Annotated in this window: 13 protein-coding genes; 8 read left to right on the forward strand and 5 right to left on the reverse strand. The window is 69.3% G+C overall.

Going from position 1 to position 17,963, the window contains the following annotated elements:
* The first annotated feature begins 78 nt into the window (after window positions 1–78).
* Both AC1G9L_RS06155 and AC1G9L_RS06160 read left to right on the forward strand, forming a co-directional pair.
* Window positions 79–1,062: a LysR family transcriptional regulator gene (locus tag AC1G9L_RS06155; RefSeq protein WP_010342778.1), complete on the forward strand. Its 984-nt coding sequence runs from the start codon at window positions 79–81 to the stop codon at window positions 1,060–1,062.
* 317 nt (window positions 1,063–1,379) lie between these two features.
* Window positions 1,380–1,967 carry an LURP-one-related family protein gene (locus AC1G9L_RS06160; protein WP_010342779.1) on the forward strand — a complete coding sequence of 196 codons (588 nt, stop codon included), beginning with the start codon at window positions 1,380–1,382 and terminating at the stop codon, window positions 1,965–1,967.
* 309 nt (window positions 1,968–2,276) lie between these two features.
* Here AC1G9L_RS06160 and AC1G9L_RS06165 read toward each other — a convergent pair whose 3' ends face one another.
* Window positions 2,277–3,476 (reverse strand): GAF domain-containing sensor histidine kinase, encoded by a 1,200-nt coding sequence (locus AC1G9L_RS06165; protein ID WP_481070490.1) that lies wholly within the window; start codon window positions 3,474–3,476, stop codon window positions 2,277–2,279.
* Between the two features lie 133 nt (window positions 3,477–3,609).
* Window positions 3,610–4,035, reverse strand: coding sequence for an arsenate reductase (glutaredoxin) (arsC, locus tag AC1G9L_RS06170; protein ID WP_019801525.1), 426 nt, complete (start codon window positions 4,033–4,035; stop codon window positions 3,610–3,612).
* 360 nt (window positions 4,036–4,395) lie between these two features.
* Between arsC and AC1G9L_RS06175 the strand changes: the two genes are divergently transcribed.
* From AC1G9L_RS06175 to AC1G9L_RS06190, 4 genes are all read left to right on the forward strand, one after another.
* Entirely contained in the window at window positions 4,396–4,800 is a 405-nt protein-coding gene (locus AC1G9L_RS06175; RefSeq protein WP_481070491.1) for a DUF2946 family protein, read from the forward strand.
* Window positions 4,801–4,930: 130 nt separating this feature from the next.
* Window positions 4,931–6,919, forward strand: a complete 1,989-nt coding sequence (locus tag AC1G9L_RS06180; protein ID WP_019801706.1) for a TonB-dependent receptor domain-containing protein — start codon at window positions 4,931–4,933, stop codon at window positions 6,917–6,919.
* Entirely contained in the window at window positions 6,919–8,352 is a 1,434-nt protein-coding gene (locus tag AC1G9L_RS06185; RefSeq protein ID WP_481070492.1) for a PepSY-associated TM helix domain-containing protein, read from the forward strand. The genes AC1G9L_RS06180 and AC1G9L_RS06185 overlap by 1 nt, the downstream gene beginning before the upstream one ends.
* Before the next feature lie 275 nt (window positions 8,353–8,627).
* Complete coding sequence (locus AC1G9L_RS06190; RefSeq protein ID WP_019798968.1) at window positions 8,628–9,650, forward strand: IS5 family transposase; 1,023 nt, start codon at window positions 8,628–8,630, stop codon at window positions 9,648–9,650.
* A 270-nt stretch (window positions 9,651–9,920) separates the two neighbouring features.
* Here AC1G9L_RS06190 and AC1G9L_RS06195 read toward each other — a convergent pair whose 3' ends face one another.
* The 3 genes from AC1G9L_RS06195 to AC1G9L_RS06205 all read right to left on the reverse strand — a co-directional run bounded on the left by AC1G9L_RS06195 (window position 9,921) and on the right by AC1G9L_RS06205 (window position 14,375).
* A complete protein-coding gene (locus AC1G9L_RS06195; RefSeq protein WP_010341781.1) occupies window positions 9,921–10,661 on the reverse strand; it encodes a phosphoadenylyl-sulfate reductase in 741 nt (246 codons plus the stop codon).
* A complete protein-coding gene (gene cysI, locus AC1G9L_RS06200; RefSeq protein ID WP_481070493.1) occupies window positions 10,658–12,382 on the reverse strand; it encodes an assimilatory sulfite reductase (NADPH) hemoprotein subunit in 1,725 nt (574 codons plus the stop codon). Before cysI ends, AC1G9L_RS06195 begins: the two co-directional genes overlap by 4 nt.
* A 118-nt stretch (window positions 12,383–12,500) precedes the next feature.
* Window positions 12,501–14,375, reverse strand: a complete 1,875-nt coding sequence (locus AC1G9L_RS06205; protein WP_481070494.1) for an assimilatory sulfite reductase (NADPH) flavoprotein subunit — start codon at window positions 14,373–14,375, stop codon at window positions 12,501–12,503.
* 195 nt (window positions 14,376–14,570) lie between these two features.
* Between AC1G9L_RS06205 and cysD the strand changes: the two genes are divergently transcribed.
* Both cysD and cysN read left to right on the forward strand, forming a co-directional pair.
* Complete coding sequence (gene cysD, locus AC1G9L_RS06210; RefSeq protein WP_019799632.1) at window positions 14,571–15,479, forward strand: sulfate adenylyltransferase subunit CysD; 909 nt, start codon at window positions 14,571–14,573, stop codon at window positions 15,477–15,479.
* 44 nt (window positions 15,480–15,523) lie between these two features.
* The gene (gene cysN, locus AC1G9L_RS06215; RefSeq protein WP_019799631.1) at window positions 15,524–17,467 is read left to right on the forward strand and encodes a sulfate adenylyltransferase subunit CysN; all 1,944 of its coding nucleotides are present in this window, start codon (window positions 15,524–15,526) and stop codon (window positions 17,465–17,467) included.
* Window positions 17,468–17,963 lie beyond the last annotated feature (496 nt).

Below are 17,963 nucleotides of genomic sequence, written 5' to 3' on the forward strand. Positions count from 1 at the left end.
AGCTTTCGGTTATAAGGTGAAAGGCCGAATTCCACTACAGTCGAGCGTCCCGCCAGGCGGCGCCTCGCCCTCGTCCCGATGACGCTGACCCAACTCCGCTACCTCGTCGCCATTGCCGATGCCGATCTGAACATCACCCTGGCGGCGGCGCGCGTGCATGCCACCCAGCCGGGGCTGTCCAAGCAGCTCAAGCAACTGGAGGACGAACTGGGCTTCCTGCTGTTCGTGCGCAAGGGCCGCAGCCTGGAAACGGTGACCCCGGCCGGGCGCGAGGTGATCGAGCGCGCCCGTGCGGTGCTGGCCGAAGCCAACAACATCCGCACCTACGCGGCCAACCAGCGCCGCGAGAGCCAGGGCCAGCTGACCCTCACCACCACCCACACCCAGGCGCGCTTCGTGCTGCCGCCGGCGGTGGCGCAGATCAAGCAGGCCTATCCGCAGGTCAGCGTGCACCTGCAGCAGGCCGCCGAGAGCGCGGCGCTGGATCTGCTCAGCCAGGGCGATGCCGACATCGCCATCGTCAGCACCGCCGGCACAGCGCCGGCCGCCGGCATCGCCGTGCCGCTGTACCGCTGGCGGCGGCTGGTGCTGGTGCCGCGCGGGCACGCGCTGGACGTACCCAAGCGGGTGCCGGACATGGCCGCGCTGGCGGCGCAGCCGTTGATCAGCTACGAATCCTCTACGCGCTCCGGCTCCTCGCTGCAGCGCGCCTTCGGCCGCCTCGGGCTGGAGCCGCGGATCGCGCTGACCGCGCTCGACGCGGACCTGATCAAGACCTATGTGCGCACCGGACTCGGCGTGGGCCTGCTGGCGGAGATGGCGGTGAGCGCCAACGACACCGACCTGCGCGCGTGGCCGGCGCCGCCGGAGATTCCCGAGTGCATCGCCTGGGCGGTGCTGCCGCGCGACCGCGTGCTGCGCGATTACGCGCTGGAGCTGGTGCACGTGCTGGCGCCGCAGATCGACACCCGCGACCTGCGCCGGGTGATGGAAGGCAACCAGCAGCCGGACTGGCCGGCGCCGCCGAGTTGGGAAGATCTGACCCAGACCATTACCAGCTAGAAGCCGGGAATAGGGAATCGGGACTGGGGAATCGCGACAGCGGCGCCTCGTGCTCGATGTGTTGATTGGCTTCGGACAGACGTCCGGGCAAAAGAAGTAAGGGCAACGGCGTCGCGGCCTGCACTGGAATGAAGACCCCGCACCGGTGTGGTTGCCTGCCGTGCGCGTTGCCGCAGCGCGAGCCGCCCCCTATCATGCGGCCCCTTCTGCCACCCGGCAGACCGCGACCCTGGACGTGCCGGCGCCTGCCGGCACCACGCCGCCGCTGTGCGGGCGCCGCCCAGGGCGCGTCGACTTTCCCAACGCAAGGACGCCCGATGCATCCTGTTCTCCAGCACAACCTGTTCTTCGTCAAGGAACAGGTCGGCATGTTCAAGGCCGCCAACAACTACGACGTGTTCGATCCGCACAGCAACCGCAAGCTGCTGGAATGCCGCGAGCCGAACCTGGGCCTGTTCACCAAGATCTTCCGGTTCTCCGACTACAAGCGCATGACCCCGTTCCAGGTGGAGGTGCGGACTCCCGAAGGGCAGAAGGTGCTGACGGTCAAGCGTGGCTTCTCGCTGTTCCTGTCCCGGGTGGAGGTGCTGGACGAGCACGATCGGCTGGTCGGTTCCTTCAGCCAGAAGTTCTTCTCCATCGGCGGCAAGTTCGATGTGCTCGATGCCCAGGGCGCGCCGGTGTGCACGCTGCGCGGCAAGTGGACCAGCTGGGATTTCCGCTTCGTGCAGGGCGAGCGCGAACTGGCGCAGGTGTCCAAGAAATGGGCCGGGCTGGGCAAGGAGCTGTTCACCAGCGCCGACAACTACATGCTGTCGATCGCCGACAGCGTGCCGGCCGAGGATCCGCGGCGGATCCTGATCATGGCGGCGGTGTTGTGCATCGATATGGTGTTGAAGGAGTGACTTTGAAGCCGGGAATCGGGAATTGGGATTGGGGAATCGCAAAAGCTGGATTCCCGCGGCTGCTGCACCCTGGCCCCTCGCACTGAGTGTGAGAGCCCCTTGTGGGAGGGACTTCAGTCCCGACTGCAGGCTGCCGGAAGACCTTGGTCCCTCACTGGTCCCTGCCGAGCCTCAGCGACTCAACGATGCGCGGCTGCGCTTGGACATCTTCCTTCTCCCTTCGGGAGAAGGTGCCCCGAAGGGGCGGATGAGGGGACGGGTACCGCCCAAGTAAGTACACCTGCGCCAGCGTCGCTCAGGCGTCAGGCGTCAGGCGTCCGCGGCCGCCGGCAGCAGCACGGTGAAGCGGCTGCCGTGGCCGGGCTGGCTGCGCACTTCCACGGTGCAGCCCAGGGTCTCGGCGGCGCGGCGGACGATCCACAGGCCCAGGCCGAGGCCGTCGCTGCGCGGGTCGGCCTGGCGGAAGGCCTGGAACAGCGTGCGCAGGCCGTCTTCGTCCATGCCGATGCCGCGGTCGATGATCTCCACCGCCACCTGGTCGCCGCGGCGCCGGCAGCCGATCAGCACCTTGCCCTGCGCGGTGTACTTGACCGCATTGCCCAGCAGGTTGCCCAGCAAGGTGGAAAGCAGGGCGGTACTGCTGCGCACGCGCAGCGAGGTCGGCACGCTGCGCAGCTGCACGCCCTTGGCCGCGGCCTGCGTCTGCCAGGTGGCCAGAATCGGCGCCAGCACGTCGGCCAGGGCCAGGGTCTGCAGCGCCGGCAGGCGCAGCTCGCCGGCGGCGGCATTGGTGGCGAGCTGGTCCAGACCCACGGCGACCTGGTTCAGGGCCGCGCGTGCGGTCTCCAGCGAACCATCCTGCGCGGCGTCGTGCTGGCGCTGCAGCTTGCTCAGTGCGTAGGACGCGGTGCGCAGCGGCGTCTTCAGATCGTGGCCGGCGATGGCCATCAGGCGGCTGCGGTAGTGGTTGGATTCCTGCGCCAGGTGCAGCGCCTTGCGCAGTTCCAGTTGGCCCATGGCCTGCCGCGCCAGCGCGCGCAGCGCTTCGATCTGCTCGTAGCTGAGCTGGCGCGGGCGCCGGTCCAGCACGCACACCGTGCCCAGGGCCAGGCCGTCGGAGGTCTTCAGCAGCGCGCCGGCGTAGAAGTGCAGGCGCATGTCGCCGGTCACCAGCGGATTGCAGGCGAAGCGCGGGTCCTCGCGGGTGTCCGGCACCAGCAGCAGGTCGTCCTCGAGCAGGGCGTGCGCGCACAGCGAGGTCGCCAGCGGTGTCTCGCGCGTGCCCAGCCCGATCTCGCTCTTGAACCACTGGCGCTCGCTGTCGATCAGGTTGACCACCGCGATCGGCGCCTGGCAGATCAGGCCGGCCAGCCGGGTGATGTCATCGAATGCAGGCTCGCGCGGGGTATCCAGGATCGCGTAGCTGTGCAGCGCGTCCAGGCGCAGCGCTTCGTTGCGCGGCTTGGCCGCGCAGTACACCGGGTCGGCGGCGGGCTCAACAAGGGACATGCAGCGCGACTCGGGCGGAAAGGCACCCAGTCTATGGTACCTGTCACGGTTTATGCCGACGCGGCGTTCACATGGCGCTCGCGTGGGTTGCACCCGGGCTTAGCGAATCGGCTGGCGCCGGCGGCGCGCCTGGTCAGCCCACCCAGCGGCCCTGCGCGTCGACCAGCGGCGTCCCGTCCTCCTTGGCGAAGGCGCCGCGCTGCGGCGTCGGCAGGATCTCCAGTACCGTCTCCGACGGCCGGCAAAGGCGCGTGCCCAGCGGGCTGACCACGATCGGCCGGTTGAGCAGGATCGGGTGCTGCAGCATGGCCTCCAGCAGCGCGTCATCGTCCAGCGTCGGGTCGTCCAGCCCCAGTTCGGCGTAGGGCGTGCCCTTCTGCCGGATCAGCTCCCGCAGCGGCAGCCCGCTGGTCGCCGCCAGCGTCTGCAGGGTGGCGCGGTCGGGCGGGGTCTTCAGGTATTCGATCACGGCCGGCTCGACGCCGCTGTTGCGGATCAGCCCGAGCACATTGCGCGAGGTGCCGCAGGCGGGGTTGTGGTAGATCGTGATCGTGGGCATGGGTGGCTCGCTGAGTGGGACGGAACAAAGGCGGCCGTGCCGGAATCCTGCACGTGGCCGCGGCCGATGGTGCCGCAATCGTGGCGCCATGCAAGGGCGGCGATCGTCGCGGGATGGGAACGGCCGGCCTCTCTTCGATTTGCGCAGACGGCATGGTCCGGCCGCGCAACGGCTGGACCACCTAGCCGGCGTCTGGCAGCGGCGAGGCGACCGCGCTGCGGCCATGTTCGGACCGAGGCAGCGGCCGCGATGGCGTGCTGCAGCCTGCCGACTCAAGACGTGGTCCTGCGCCATGCGTCACTTCGCCGCACTCGGTGTCGCATGCGTTTCAATGGCCGGCGCAGCCTCTAGAATGCGCCGATGGTCCGTCTCCGCCAGTTGCCGTCGTGTTGGGCCGCGCTCGCCGCGCTGGCGCTCGGCCTGTTGCTGCTGGCGCCGCCGATCAGCCAGTGGCGCCAGGCACGGACCGAAGCGGCCGCGGTGCAGGACCAGGCGCTGTGCACCAGCGGCGGCCTGCGCCTGGCGGCGCTGGCGGGAGCCGTCTCCGCGGCGCATGGCGGCCACCACGACGATGCCGGCCTGGCGCACGCGCCGGCCTGCGATTACTGCCTGCTCGCCACACGTCTGTTGCCGTGGGTGGCACTGTTGCTGGCGCTGCTGCCCTGGTGCTGCCCGCCGACGCCGAGGGCGGCGCTGCGCAGCCGTGTCGTCACGGCCATCGCACGCCGCGCACACCCGCCACGCGGGCCGCCGCTGTTCTCCTGATCCACGGGTTGCCGTTTCCGTGCCGCGGCATCGCTGCGGCATGTCCTCGTGCCGATGGAGTTTCGCCATGTTCCGCTTTTCTTCCATGCCGCCCGTGGCGGCATGCTGCTGCGTGTATCTCGCAGCGGCCATGCCTGCCCTGGCCGCCGATGCGCCGCCAGGCGCCGGCGATTCCGTGCTGACCCTGGGCAAGGTCCAGGCCACCTCGCCGCTCGCCGCCGGTTCCAGCGCGCGCAGCGTGTTCAGTTCCGTCGACATCCTCGGCGGTGACCTGCTGCAGGACCAGCACGTCGACTACAGCTGGGAACTGCTGATGCGCGCGCCCGGCGTGCAGGTGACCCAGTTCAAGATGGGCACCGACGCCGGGCGTTTCTCCTTCCGCGGCTTCAACGGCGAGGGCCGGGTCAATGCGGTCAAGCTGCTGATCGACGGCGTGCCCAGCAACGACAATGCCGGCGCCATGCCGTATCTGGATGCGGTGTTTCCGCTGGACATCGCCGCGATCGAGATCGTGCGCGGCACCAACGACCCGCGCTACGGCCTGAACGCGATTGCCGGCAGCGTCGACGTGCTGACCCGCAGCGGCGGCAACGACGGCCGCGCCAGCGTCACCGTCGGCAGCTTCGGCACCCGCGAGATACAGGCGACGCAGGGCATCGAGCGCGGTGCCTGGAGCCAGAACTATTTCGCCGCCTGGCGCGACAGCGACGGCTACCGCGACCACGCCGACGCGCGCAAGCATGCGTTCTCCGGCAAGTGGTTCTACACCGATCCGGACGGGCGCTGGCGTGCCGGACTCAGCGCGCGCGACTACCGCAACACGGCGCTGGAGGCGGGATACCTGGACTACGCGACCGCGCAGCGTGCGCCGCGCAGTTCCCCCGACTACGCGCGCGACGACCGCAGCCAGCGCCACACCACGCAGGTGTCGCTGCATCTGGACGCGCGCCTGGCCGAGACCGTGCAGGGCAGCGCCAAGGCGTACTGGAACCGCTACGACAATCAGCGCTGGGTACGCTTCACCGCGGCCGGAGCGCAGCAGGAGCGCGACACCGACGAGTGCCAGCGCGGCGTGCTGGCCAAGCTCAGTTGGCGCCCGGCGCTGGCCCGTGCCGACGCCTTCGCGCTGGAGGGCGGGGTCGACGCGCAGTGGCAGGACAACATCTCCCAGCGCTATCGCACGGTGGCGCGCGTGCGCACCGCGCCGCTGCGCGACTGGGACTTCGATCTGCACACCGAAGGCGCTTACGTGCAGGCGGTGCTGCGTCCGACCGCGCGCCTGCAACTGGTGCCGGGCTACCGGGTGGATCGGGTCGGCGGGCAGTTCCGCGACCTCGCCAGCGGTGCGCGCTATCCGACCTACGCATACGGCACGATTCGCCAACCCAAGTTGAGCGCGGTGTACGCGCTCACTGGGCAGGCCAGCCTGTACGCCAACATTGGTCGCACCTTTCAGATCGGCAGCGGCAACGGCGCCTACCGCACCCAGGCGCGCAACCTGGCGCCGTCCTACAACGACGGCTGGGAGAGCGGCCTCAAGTTCGCCGGCGCGCAGCAGCGCTGGGACGCACGCGTGGCCTACTGGGAGCAGCGCGCCTCCGATGAAGTGGCCACCATCCTCGGCGTGAACGGCAGCGTCGGCACCGGCGAGGTCGGCAACGTGGGCAAGACCCTGCGCCGCGGCTGGGACGCGCAACTGAACCTGCGTCCGGACGAACGCTGGACGCTGTGGCTGGCCTATTCCCGGCAACGCGCGTTGATCGTCACTCCCGACCCGAGCGCGCCGGCTACCCGCGGCAAGGAGATCGAGAACGTGCCGCATTACCTTGCGACGGCGGGCATCGGCTGGCAGGCCACGCCAAGGCTGACGCTGTCGGCCTGGGGCAACGCGCAGGGCGACTACTACGTGGAGCGCAGCAACACACTGGGCCGCTACGGTGGCTACGCCTTGGCCAATCTCGGCGCGACCTGGCGCTGGCGTCCGCAGCGTGAGGTGTCGCTGCAACTGAAGAACCTGACCGATCGGCACTTCGTCTACGCCTGGTACGACAGCGGGTCGTCCGGCTACTCGCCTGGCGATGGCCGCGCGCTGTACGCCACGCTGAGCTGGGGCTGGTGATGGCCGCGCGCACTCTTGCCGCCGAGGCGGCGCCAGCGCGCTTCTACCGCGCGGTGTGGCGCTGGCACTTCTATGCCGGCCTGCTGGTGCTGCCGCTGCTGGTCTGGCTGGCACTGACCGGCGCGGCCTTCGTCTACCAGCAGCCGATCGACCGCTACTTCCACCACGCGCTGAAGACCGTGCCGGTGCCGGCTCACGCGCAGGCGCTGGCCCCGCAACGGTTGCTGGATGCGGCCCTGGCCGCGCAACCGGGCCAGGCGCTGCGCTACACCACGCCGCCGCGGCGCGATGCCTCGGCGGAAGTGACCATCGCCACCGCCGATGGCCGCCACGCCGTGGTGTACGTGGATCCATACCGGGCACGGGTGCTGGGTCAGTTGCCCGAACACGGCACCGTGGCCTGGACCATCCGCCGCCTGCACAGCCTCGACTACGTCGGCTGGTTCGCCAATGCGCTGATCGAGGTGGCCGCCGGCTGGGCGATCCTGCTGGTGCTGACCGGCGTGTACCTGTGGTGGCCGCGCGGGCGCCGCGGCGGCGTGACCACGGTGCGCGGACGGCCGGCGCAGCGCGTGTTCTGGCGCGATCTGCACGCGCTCACCGGCAGCGTGGTCGGCGTGGCGCTGCTGTTCCTGGCGCTGACCGGGATGCCGTGGTCGTGGTTCTGGGGCGCGCAGGTCAATCGCCTGGCCAATGGCCACCACTACGGCTACCCGGCGGGGCTGCGCGTGGACCTGCCGATGTCCACGCAGCGGCTGAGCGATAGCGAGGTGCCGGCGTGGTCGCTGCGGCAGGCGCGCCTGCCGCAGTCGTCGCTGCCCGCCGCGGATCCGCATGCGGCGCACGGCGCGCATGATGGTCATGGAGACCACGACGGCATGGCCGGCATGGCGGATGCGGCGCCGGTGGCCGGCGTGATCGGCCTGGATGCGGCGGTGGCGCGGTTCCAGGCGCGTGGCATCGCGCCCGGCTACAGCGTCGCGCTGCCGCGCGGCGTGCGCGGTGTCTATACCGCGTCGGTGTATCCGCCGGACCTGGCGCAGCAGCGGGTGATCCACCTGGACCAGTACAGCGGCCAGGTGCTGCTGGACATGCGCTATGCCGATTACGGGCCGCTGGCCAAGGCGCTGGAGTGGGGCATCAACGTGCACCTGGGCCAGGAGTACGGGGTGCTCAACCAACTCGTGCTGATCGGCGCGTGCCTGGGCATCGTGCTGTTGTGCGTCAGTGCCGCAGTGATGTGGTGGAAGCGGCGTCCACGGGGCGGGCTCGGGGTGCCGCCGCTGCCGGCGGACCGGCGCACGCTGCGCGGCGTGGTGGCGTTGCTGGTGCTGGGCGGGCTGCTGTTCCCGTTGGTCGGTCTGTCCTTGCTGCTGATGTTGGCGCTGGACTGGGCGCTGGTGCTGCGGCGCGAGCCGGTGGTGGGGGCTTAGCGGGTCGAGGTCGGAAGCGACGGTGACTCCGCTGCGACAAGCGACGCCATCGGCGCAGCCGATCCTGAGCAGTCGGGACTGAAGTCCCTCCCACAAGGGGCGGGGCAGCATTCAGCGCTGCTTTCACCCGCACAGGAGACAGAGATTGTGCGCTGTAGGAGCGGCTTCAGCCGCGACCGGGCGTTCCCATGAAATACCAGGTCGCGGCTAAAGGGCACCTCTAAAAACCCCACCTTTGGCATCATTGGTCTGGAGAACACGCCGAGGACGCCACGATGATCAGCCTGTTTGCCGGCCACGAACGCGAAGCCAAGCGGCAGCAGATCGGCGATCCTCTGGCTCTGCTGTCACGGCATATCGACTTTGCCGGGATTGCTCACGCCGTAGACGCGAAGCTGTCCTTGGGTACCGGCAAGCGCGGCGGCCGTCCGGCTTGGCCGACGCAGATGATGATCAAGCTGCTGCTGTTGCAGCAGTTGTACAACCTCTCCGACGATGCGCTGGAGTATCAGGTGCTGGATCGGCGCAGCTTCCAGCAATTCCTTGGACTGGAACACAGCGGCAAGGTGCCCGACGCCAAGACGATCTGGGTGTGGCGCGAACGGCTCAAGACCAAGGATCTGATGGGCGACATCAGCACGGCGATCGGTGAGCAATTGCAACGTGCTGGGTTCATTGCCCGCGGCGGTCAGATCATCGACGCCAGCATCGTCAGCGCTCCGATCCAGCGCAACACGCGCGAGGAGAACGCGCAGATCAAGCAGGGCGATGACGTCGGCCAGGACTGGAGTGATGCCAAGCGTGCGCAGAAAGACGTGCAGGCACGCTGGACCAGGAAGCATGGGGTGACGTTCTACGGCTACAAGCTGCACGCCAGCACGGACCGCCGCTGGGGTTTCATCCGCCGCTACGACGTGAGCGCGGCCAACGTGCACGACAGCCGCCACTTCGAGCAGGTGCTGGACCCGGACAACACCGGCCGCACGGTATGGGCCGATAGCGGGTATGCCGATGCAGCGCGAGAAGCAGACCTGAAAAAGCGTGGTTACCGCCCCGCGATCCAACATCAAGGGCAGGCACGCAAGCCCTTGAGCGAGGCAGCAAAGCGCCGGAACCGTCGCATTGCCAAGGATCGGGTGTTCGGCGAGCACCCGTTTGCGCGCTTGGCCCAACAAGGCGGCAAGTTCGTACGCTGCATCGGCTTGGCGCGGGCAAAGGTGGTGATCGGGCTGAAGGTCGCCAGCCATAACGTGATGCGGCTGGCACGGCTACAGGAGCGGGCCATGGTGCCGGCGTGATCGGCTGAGGTGGCCGAGCGGCCACCTCAGCCTCCCAACCACCACGATCAGGCGCCGCTCTGGTGCCGTTGCGACAGATGCTGCCCCTGGCTCCAGGTCGTGGCAGGTTGTTCGAGGTGCCCTAAAGCCGCTCCTACGGAAAAGACGCGGTACGGTCGGTAACGCCGCTCGCGGCTGAAGCCGCGCCTACGGAACAGACGCGGTGTGGTCGGTTAGGTCTGCCGCGGCTGACGCCGCGCCTACACAACGGCCGAACGCGTGCTGGCGCACCTACAGATCCTCGTGGATCCCGCACTCGCGCTTGAGGCCGAAGAAGCGGGTGTCTTCCTCGCGCATGCCCGGTTCCCAGCGGCGGGTGGTGTGGAAGTCGCCGATGGAGACGTAGCCCTGTTCCCACAGCGGGTGATAGGGCAGGTCGTGTTGCTGCATGTATTGCCACAGGTCGCGATCGCTCCAGTCGGCGATCGGGTTGATCTTGTAGCGTTCGCCGCGCTTCTGCACGAACGGGGTCTGCGCGCGGCTGTCGGACTGGCTGCGGCGCAGGCCGGTGAACCAGGTGCCGACCTTCAGTTCGTCCAGCGCGCGGCGCATCGGCTCGACCTTGCGCAGGTTGTTGTACTGCTCGATGCCGACCATGCCCTGTTCCCACAGGCGGCCGTGGCGCGCTTCCATCCAGGCGCGGCTGACCAGCGGACGGTAGATCTTGAGGTTGAGCTTGAGCCGCTCGGTCAGCGCGTCGGCGAAACGGTAGGTCTCGGCGAACAGGTAGCCGGTGTCGATCAGGATCACCGGGATGTCCGGACGCTGCCGGGTCAGCAGGTGCAAGGTGGCCGCCGATTGCGCGCCGAAGCTGGACGACAGCGCCGCTTCGGCCGGGCCGTGCTGCAACGCCCAGGCCACGCGCTCCGGCGCGGACAGCGTCGCCAGCAGCGCATTGGCGGCATCGAGATCCAGGGCCGGCACCGGTGCGTTGGCGGAGGCGTCTTGGGAGGCGGCGGGCAGAGCGCTCATGCGTGCAGTTCCGACGGAATCAGGTGGCGGTGGGTGGGGTAGGCGGGCAGGGCGACCACGCCGCTGCGGTGCAGGAAGTCGCCGAAGCGCTCGCCCGCGTCCCGCTCGCTGGCATAGCGCGCGAACAGCGGCTCCAGCGCGGCGAGGATCTCCGGCTCGGCGATGTTCTCGCGGTACAGGGTGTTGAGGCGCTGGCCGCGGTGGTCGCCGCCGAGCATCAGGTTGTAGCGGCCGGGCGCCTTGCCGACCAGGGCGATCTCGGCCAGGTACGGACGCGAGCAGCCGTTCGGGCAACCGGAGATGCGCAGCAGGATCGGCGCGTCCTCCAGGCCGTGGCGGGCCAGCAGCGGCTGCAACTGCGCGGCGAAGGCCGGCAGGTAGCGTTCGGCCTCGGCCATCGCCAGCCCGCAGGTGGGCAGGGCCACGCAGGCCATGGCCGCGCGCGCCAGCGCGGTGGGTGCGCGGTTGCCGGCGTCCAGCGCATGCGCGCGCACCAGCGCGTCGATCGCCTCGCGCTGCGCGGCGGGGATGCCGGCGATGACCAGGTTCTGGTTCGAGGTCATGCGGAAGTGCGCGCCGTCGCCGGCATCGCGCAGCTGCACGGCGATCGCGCGCAGGCCGCTGAGGTGCTGCGCGCCGTCGGCATGGTCGGCGATGCGCCCGGCCGGCAGCGACAGGGTCAGGTGCCAGCGTCCGTCCTCGCCGGCCTGCCAGCCCTCGCGGTCGCCGTTGTGCTCGAAAGCGAAGTCGCGCACCGGCTGCAGGCGCACGCCGGCGCGGCGCTCGATCTCCGCCACCACCGTGTCCAGGCCATGGTCGTCGATGGTGTACTTGAAGCGCGCGCGCTTGCGCACGGTGCGGTTGCCCAGGTCGCGCTGGGTGGTCACCACCGCGGTGGCGACATCGAGCAACTGCGCGCGGTCGATGAAGCCGACCACGTTGGCCACGCGCGGGTAGGTCTCGGCATCGCCATGGCTGGCGCCCATGCCGCCGCCGAGGCTGACGTTGTAGCCGACCAGCGTGCCATCGGCGTCGAGCACGCCGATGAAGCCGAGGTCGTTGGCGAACACGTCGACGTCGTTGATCGGCGGCAGCGCGAAGCCGATCTTGAACTTGCGCGGCAGGTAGGCATTGCCGTAGATCGGCTCGTCCTCCTGGCCGCTGCCGGCGACCTGCTCCTCGTCCAGCCAGATCTCGTAGTAGGCGCGGGTGTTGGGCAGCAGGTGTTCGGACACGCGCGCGGCGTTGGCGTAGAGCGTGGCGTGCGCCTGCGAGGCGAGCGGATTGGCGGCGACCTGCACGTTGCGGTTGACGTCGCCGCAGGCGGCCAGCGTGTCGATCAGCGCGGCGTTGATCGCCTGCATGGTCGCCTTCAGTTCGCGCTTGATCACCCCATGGAACTGGAACGCCTGGCGCGTGGTGATGCGCAGCGAGTGGTTGCCGTAGGTGGTGGCGATGGCGTCGAGCTTGAGCCACTGCGCCGGATCCACCACCCCGCCCGGGGTGCGCGTGCGGATCATGAACTGGTAGGCCGGCTCCAGCTTCTGCCGGCGCCGCTCCTCGCGCAGGTCGCGGTCGTCCTGCTGGTAGCTGCCGTGGTACTTGATCAGGGTCTGATCGTCCTCGCGCAGCGCCCCGGTGACAGGATCGGCCAGGCTCTGCAGCAGCGAACCGCGCAAGCGCTGGCTTTGGTGCTTGATGTCTTCGACGGAGTGGGACATTAGGCAGGGAATCGAGAATGGGGAATAGGGAATGGCAAGAGCGGGTGCGTCGGATTACGGAAAGCCTGTCGAGGCCGGCTGTTGCCCATTCCCGATTCCCGTTTCCCGATTCCCCGCCTCAATAGACATCACGCGCATACCGCCCCTCCTGCTGCAGTTGGCTGAGGTAGGCGGCGGCGTCCTCGGGGCTGCGGGCGCCGTGTTCGGCGACGATGTGCAGCAAGGTGGCGTGCACGTCCTTGCCCATGGCGATGGCGCCGCACACGTACAGGTGCGCGCCGTTCTGCAGCCAGTCGTAGACCGCGCGGCCGTGTTCGCGCAGGCGCTGCTGCACGTACACCTTGGCCGGGGCGGCAGTGCCGCGCAGCGGCTGCACGTCGCGGGAGAACGCCAGGTCCAGCCGGTGCAGTTCGCCGCTGCGCAGCGCCTGCTGCCATTCGGCCTGGTAGAGGAAGTCGCGGTTGAAGTGGCGGGCGCCGAAGAACAGCCAGTTGCGGCCGCTGGCGCCGCTTTCGGCGCGCTCCTGCACGAAGCCGCGGAACGGCGCCACGCCGGTGCCGGGGCCGATCATCAGGATGTCGCGGCTGCCGTCGGCCGGCACCCGGAAGCGTTCGTTGGGCTCGATGTAGACCGGGGCGCTGTCGCCTTCGGCCAGGGCGGCCAGATAGCCGCTGGCGGCGCCGCCGTGGGCATGGCCGTGGGCGTCGTAGGCCAGCACGTCGACCGTGAGGTGGGCTTCGTCGCCGACCCGCTTGCGGCTGGAGGCGATCGAGTACAGGCGCGGGACCATCGGCCGCAGCGCCTGCAGCAGCGCGGCGTGGTCCCAATCCGCCGGCCAGCGACGTAGCACGTCGATCACTTGATGATCGGCGAGCAACGCCGCCAGGCCGGCGGTCTGGGTGGGGGCGAGCAGCTCGGTCAGCGCGTTGGCCCCGGCACGTTCGGCCACTGCGGCGAGCAAAGGGCGCGAGGCCCGGGTCAGTTCGCGATGGCTGGCGAGCCACGCGTGCAGGGGCAGCGTCTGCCCATCGACAGTGAATGCGACGTCGCCGTCCAGGCGCGTCGCGGCCAGGACGGCCTCGACCAGCGCTGGCGGATTGCGATGGCGCACACCGAGGGCGTCGCCGGGTTCGTAGTGCAGGCCACTGCCGGCCAGCGACAGTTCCAGGTGGCGCACGTCCTTGTCGGCCTGGCCATGCGCGGCGTAGCGCGGTCCCTTGAAGTCGCGGCCGCTGATCGGCTGGTTCGCCAGGACCTCTGCGGCGAACGGTTGCGTGCGGCTCCAGGTCGCGGCGGCGGCGCCGCGCAGCGGCGTCACCGTGGCCGACGGCGTCGCGGGCGTGCGGCCCAGGATGTCGCGTGCCTGCGCCAGCGCCTGCGCGCGCCACGGTGCCGCCACCGTCTCGATCTCCAGGTCGGCCTCGCCCAGCGGCAGCAGCCGCCGCGCGCCGAGTTCGGCCAGGCGCGCATCCAGGCGCCGGGCGATGCCGCAGAAATCGGCGTAGCTGGAATCGCCCAGGCCGAGCACGGCGTACTGCAGCTGCGGCAACTTCGGTGCGCGCCGGCCCTGCAGGAACTCGACGAAACCGATCGCATCGTCCGGCGGGTCACCCTCGCCCTGGGTGCTGATGACCACGTACAGCAGGCGCTCGTTACCCAGCTCGCGGGTGGGATAGGCGTCGGCGCGCAGCAGGCGCACCGCCAGCCCGGCCGCCTCGGCCTCGGCGGCCACCTGTTCGGCAGCGCGACGTGCGTTGCCGGTCTGGCTGCCGTAGACGATGCTCAGCTGCGGCGCGGGCGAGGGCGCCGCGGCGGCGCCGGCGACCACGGCCAGGGCCGGAGCTGCCGGTCCCTGCGCCTGGGCCAGACCGGCGGCGTAGCCGGACAGCCACCACAGGCCGGCCGCGTCCAGGCCCTCCACGGTCCGCGCCAGCAGTGCCTTGCGCTCCTCGGGCAAGGGGCTGGGCGGCAACGCGGGCGAGGCGGCGGTCATGGCCGGTCCGGGGATGAGGAAGGGATGACCGATGTTAGGGATTCGTTGCGCGGTACAGAAAGGAACAGGGGTTATCGGCTCATGCCCGTGGCTTATTTCTGCTGCCCGTAGACGCCGCGCACACTGCCGCCCCGTTCGTCACGCCCGCTGTTACGCTTCGGGTCCATTCCTCCACTGCCTGCCGCCGCCGTCTCGATGAGTGCGTTTTCCCTGTCCCACCTCGACCGCCTCGAGGCCGAGAGCATCCACATCTTGCGCGAGGTCGCTGCCGAGTTCCGCAATCCGGTGTTGCTGTATTCGGTCGGCAAAGACAGTTCGGTGCTGCTGCATCTGCTGCTCAAGGCGTTCGCGCCGGCGCCGCCGCCGATCCCGCTGCTGCACGTGGACACGCGCTGGAAGTTCCGCGAGATGATCGCCTTCCGCGACCGCCGCGCCGCCGAGACCGGGGTGGAGCTGCGCGTGCACATCAATCCCGACGGCGTCGCCCAGGACGTCGGCCCCTTCAGCCACGGCGCCAGCGTGCACACCGACGTGATGAAGACCCAGGCGCTGAAGCAGGCGCTGGACCTGTGGAAGTTCGACGCCGCCATCGGCGGCGCGCGCCGCGACGAAGAGAAGGCGCGGGCCAAGGAGCGGGTGTTCTCGTTCCGCAACGCGCATCACCGCTGGGATCCCAAGCAGCAGCGTCCGGAGCTGTGGAATCTGTACAACCCGCGGATCCATCCCGGCGAGAGCGTGCGCGTGTTCCCGCTGTCCAACTGGACCGAGCTGGACATCTGGCTGTACATCTACCGCGAAGCGATTCCGGTGGTGCCGCTGTACTTCGCCGCCGAGCGTCCGGTGGTGGAACGCGACGGCGCGCTGATCATGGTCGACGACGCACGCCTGCCGCTGCGTCCCGGCGAAACCCCGCAACTGCGGCGCGTGCGCTTCCGCACCCTCGGTTGCTACCCGCTGACCGGCGCGATCGAGTCGCAGGCCGATACCCTGGAGAAGATCATCGCCGAGATGCTGCAGGCCACCACCTCCGAACGCCAGGGCCGGATCATCGACCAGGACCCGGGCGCCTCGATGGAGCAGAAGAAGGTGGAGGGGTATTTCTGATGAGCCGGGATTCGGGATTGGGGATTGGGGATTCGCAAGAGCGGATGTCGGCGGCGGATGTGGTGTCGGAAGGGAGCACTGTGACGAATCCCCAATCCCCAATCCCCAATCCCGTAGGCGGCGACGCAGTCGCCGCCTACCTCCAGCAACACGAACACAAGCCGCTGCTGCGCTTCATCACCTGCGGCAGCGTCGACGATGGCAAGAGCACCTTGATCGGGCGCTTGCTGTACGACAGCAAACGGCTGTTCGACGACCAACTGGCCGCGCTTGGCGCCGACAGCAAGCGCCACGGGACCCGCGGCGGGGCGATCGACTATGCGTTGCTGCTGGACGGCCTGGCCGCCGAGCGCGAGCAGGGCATCACCATCGACGTGGCCTACCGCTATTTCGATACCGACCGACGCAAGTTCATCGTCGCCGACTGCCCCGGGCATGCGCAGTACACCCGCAACATGGCCACCGGTGCGTCCACCGCCGACGTGGCGGTGGTGCTGGTCGACGCCGCCAAGGGCGTGCTGACCCAGACCCGCCGGCACAGCTACATCGTCGCGCTGCTGGGCATCCGCCACGTGGTGTTGGCGGTCAACAAGATGGATCTGGTGGATTTCGCGCAGCAGACATTCGAGACCATCGCCGCCGAGTACCGCGCGCTCGCCGCGCAACTGGGCATCGCCGACGTGCAGTGCATTCCGCTGTCGGCGCTGGAGGGCGACAACCTGTCGCAGCGCTCGGCGCGCACGCCCTGGTACGCCGGCCCGGCGCTGCTCGAACACCTGGAAGGCGTGCAACTGGACACGCGCACCGCCGACAGCGGGCTGCGTCTGCCGGTGCAGTGGGTCAACCGCCCGCATGCGCAATTCCGCGGCTTTGCCGGCACCGTGGCGGCGGGCGTGGTGCAGCCCGGCGATGCGGTGGTGGTGCTGCCGTCGGCGCGGCGCGCGCAGGTCGCGCAGGTGTTGGTCGGCGCCGAGCCGGTGCCGCGTGCGGTGGCCGGGCAGGCGGTGACCCTGACCCTGACCGAGGAGATCGACGTCAGCCGCGGCGACGTGATCGCCGCCGCCGGCGATCCACCCGAAGTGGCCGACCAGTTCGCCGCGCACCTGTTGTGGATGGACGATGCCGCGCTGCTGCCCGGCCGCCCATACTGGCTGAAGATCGGTGCGCGCACCGTGGCCGCCAGCGTCACCGAGATCAAGCACCGCATCGACGTCAACACGCAGGAGCGCTTGGCGGCCAAGCGGCTGGAGCTCAACGAGGTCGGCTATTGCAACCTGGCGCTGGACCAGCCGATCGCCTTCGCCCCGTATGCGCAGGACCGCACGCTCGGTGGCTTCATCCTGATCGACCGCCACAGCAATGCTACCGTGGCCGCCGGCACCCTGGATTTCGCGCTGCGCCGCGCCGGCAACGTGCACTGGCAGCACCTGGACGTGGACAGGGCCGCGCGCGCGCGGATCAAGGGCCAGATGCCGAAGGTGCTGTGGTTCACCGGCCTGTCCGGCGCCGGCAAGTCGACCATCGCCAACCTGGTCGACAAGCGTCTGCATGCACTGGGCTACCACACCTTCATCCTCGACGGCGACAACGTGCGCCATGGCCTCAACCGCGACCTGGGCTTCACCGACGAGGACCGCGTGGAGAACATCCGCCGCGTGGCCGAAGTGGCCAGGCTGATGACCGATGCCGGCCTGATTGTGCTGGTCAGCTTCATCTCGCCGTTCCGCGCCGAGCGGCAACTGGCGCGCGAGCGCTTCGGCGAGGGCGAATTCCTCGAAGTGTTCGTCGACGTGCCGCTGCCGGTGGCCGAGGCGCGCGACGTCAAGGGCCTGTACGCCAAGGCGCGCGCCGGCCTGATTCCCAACTTCACCGGCATCGATTCGCCGTACGAGGCGCCGGAGCGCCCGGAACTGCACCTGCACGCCGACGGCGACAACGTCGAAGCGCTGGCCGCGCAGGTGCTGGCGGCGCTGGGGCTGCAGGACTGATGTTGGAGCGCGGCGCCGATCACGTCGCCGTGCCCCTATAACGCTCCTTTGTAGGAGCGGCTTTAGCCGCGACAGGCATTACCGATCATGTGTGTCGCGGCTGAAGCCGCTCCTACATACAGATCTTCTCGCCTGATACGCAAACATCAAGCAACAGCAAGAGCTTTCGCCCTTGCGGGCGAGTTACTTTTCTTTGCTCGCGCAAAGAAAAGGTAACCAAAAGAAGCGCTTTACCACAGCCGAAGGCTGGTCAAGCGCGCCCTGCCTTCGCGCCCTCCGCGCTGCGCGCTCCGGGTCCGCGTCCATCACGGGGATCCGCGGAAGGGGCATCCTGCCCCTGCCGCGGACGGCGTACATCCATGTACGCCGCCCTTCGGGTGTTTCCCCGCGCTGGCCGCCGCTGCGGAAGGGAACCCGGCAAGTCAAAAGCCGAAGCAACGGCGATAGCAAAGCGAATGCGCTGCATTTGGTGGCCACCTCGCCCGTTGATCGTGGT

It is taken from the genome of Xanthomonas sp. NCPPB 1132 (genome assembly GCF_056629235.1).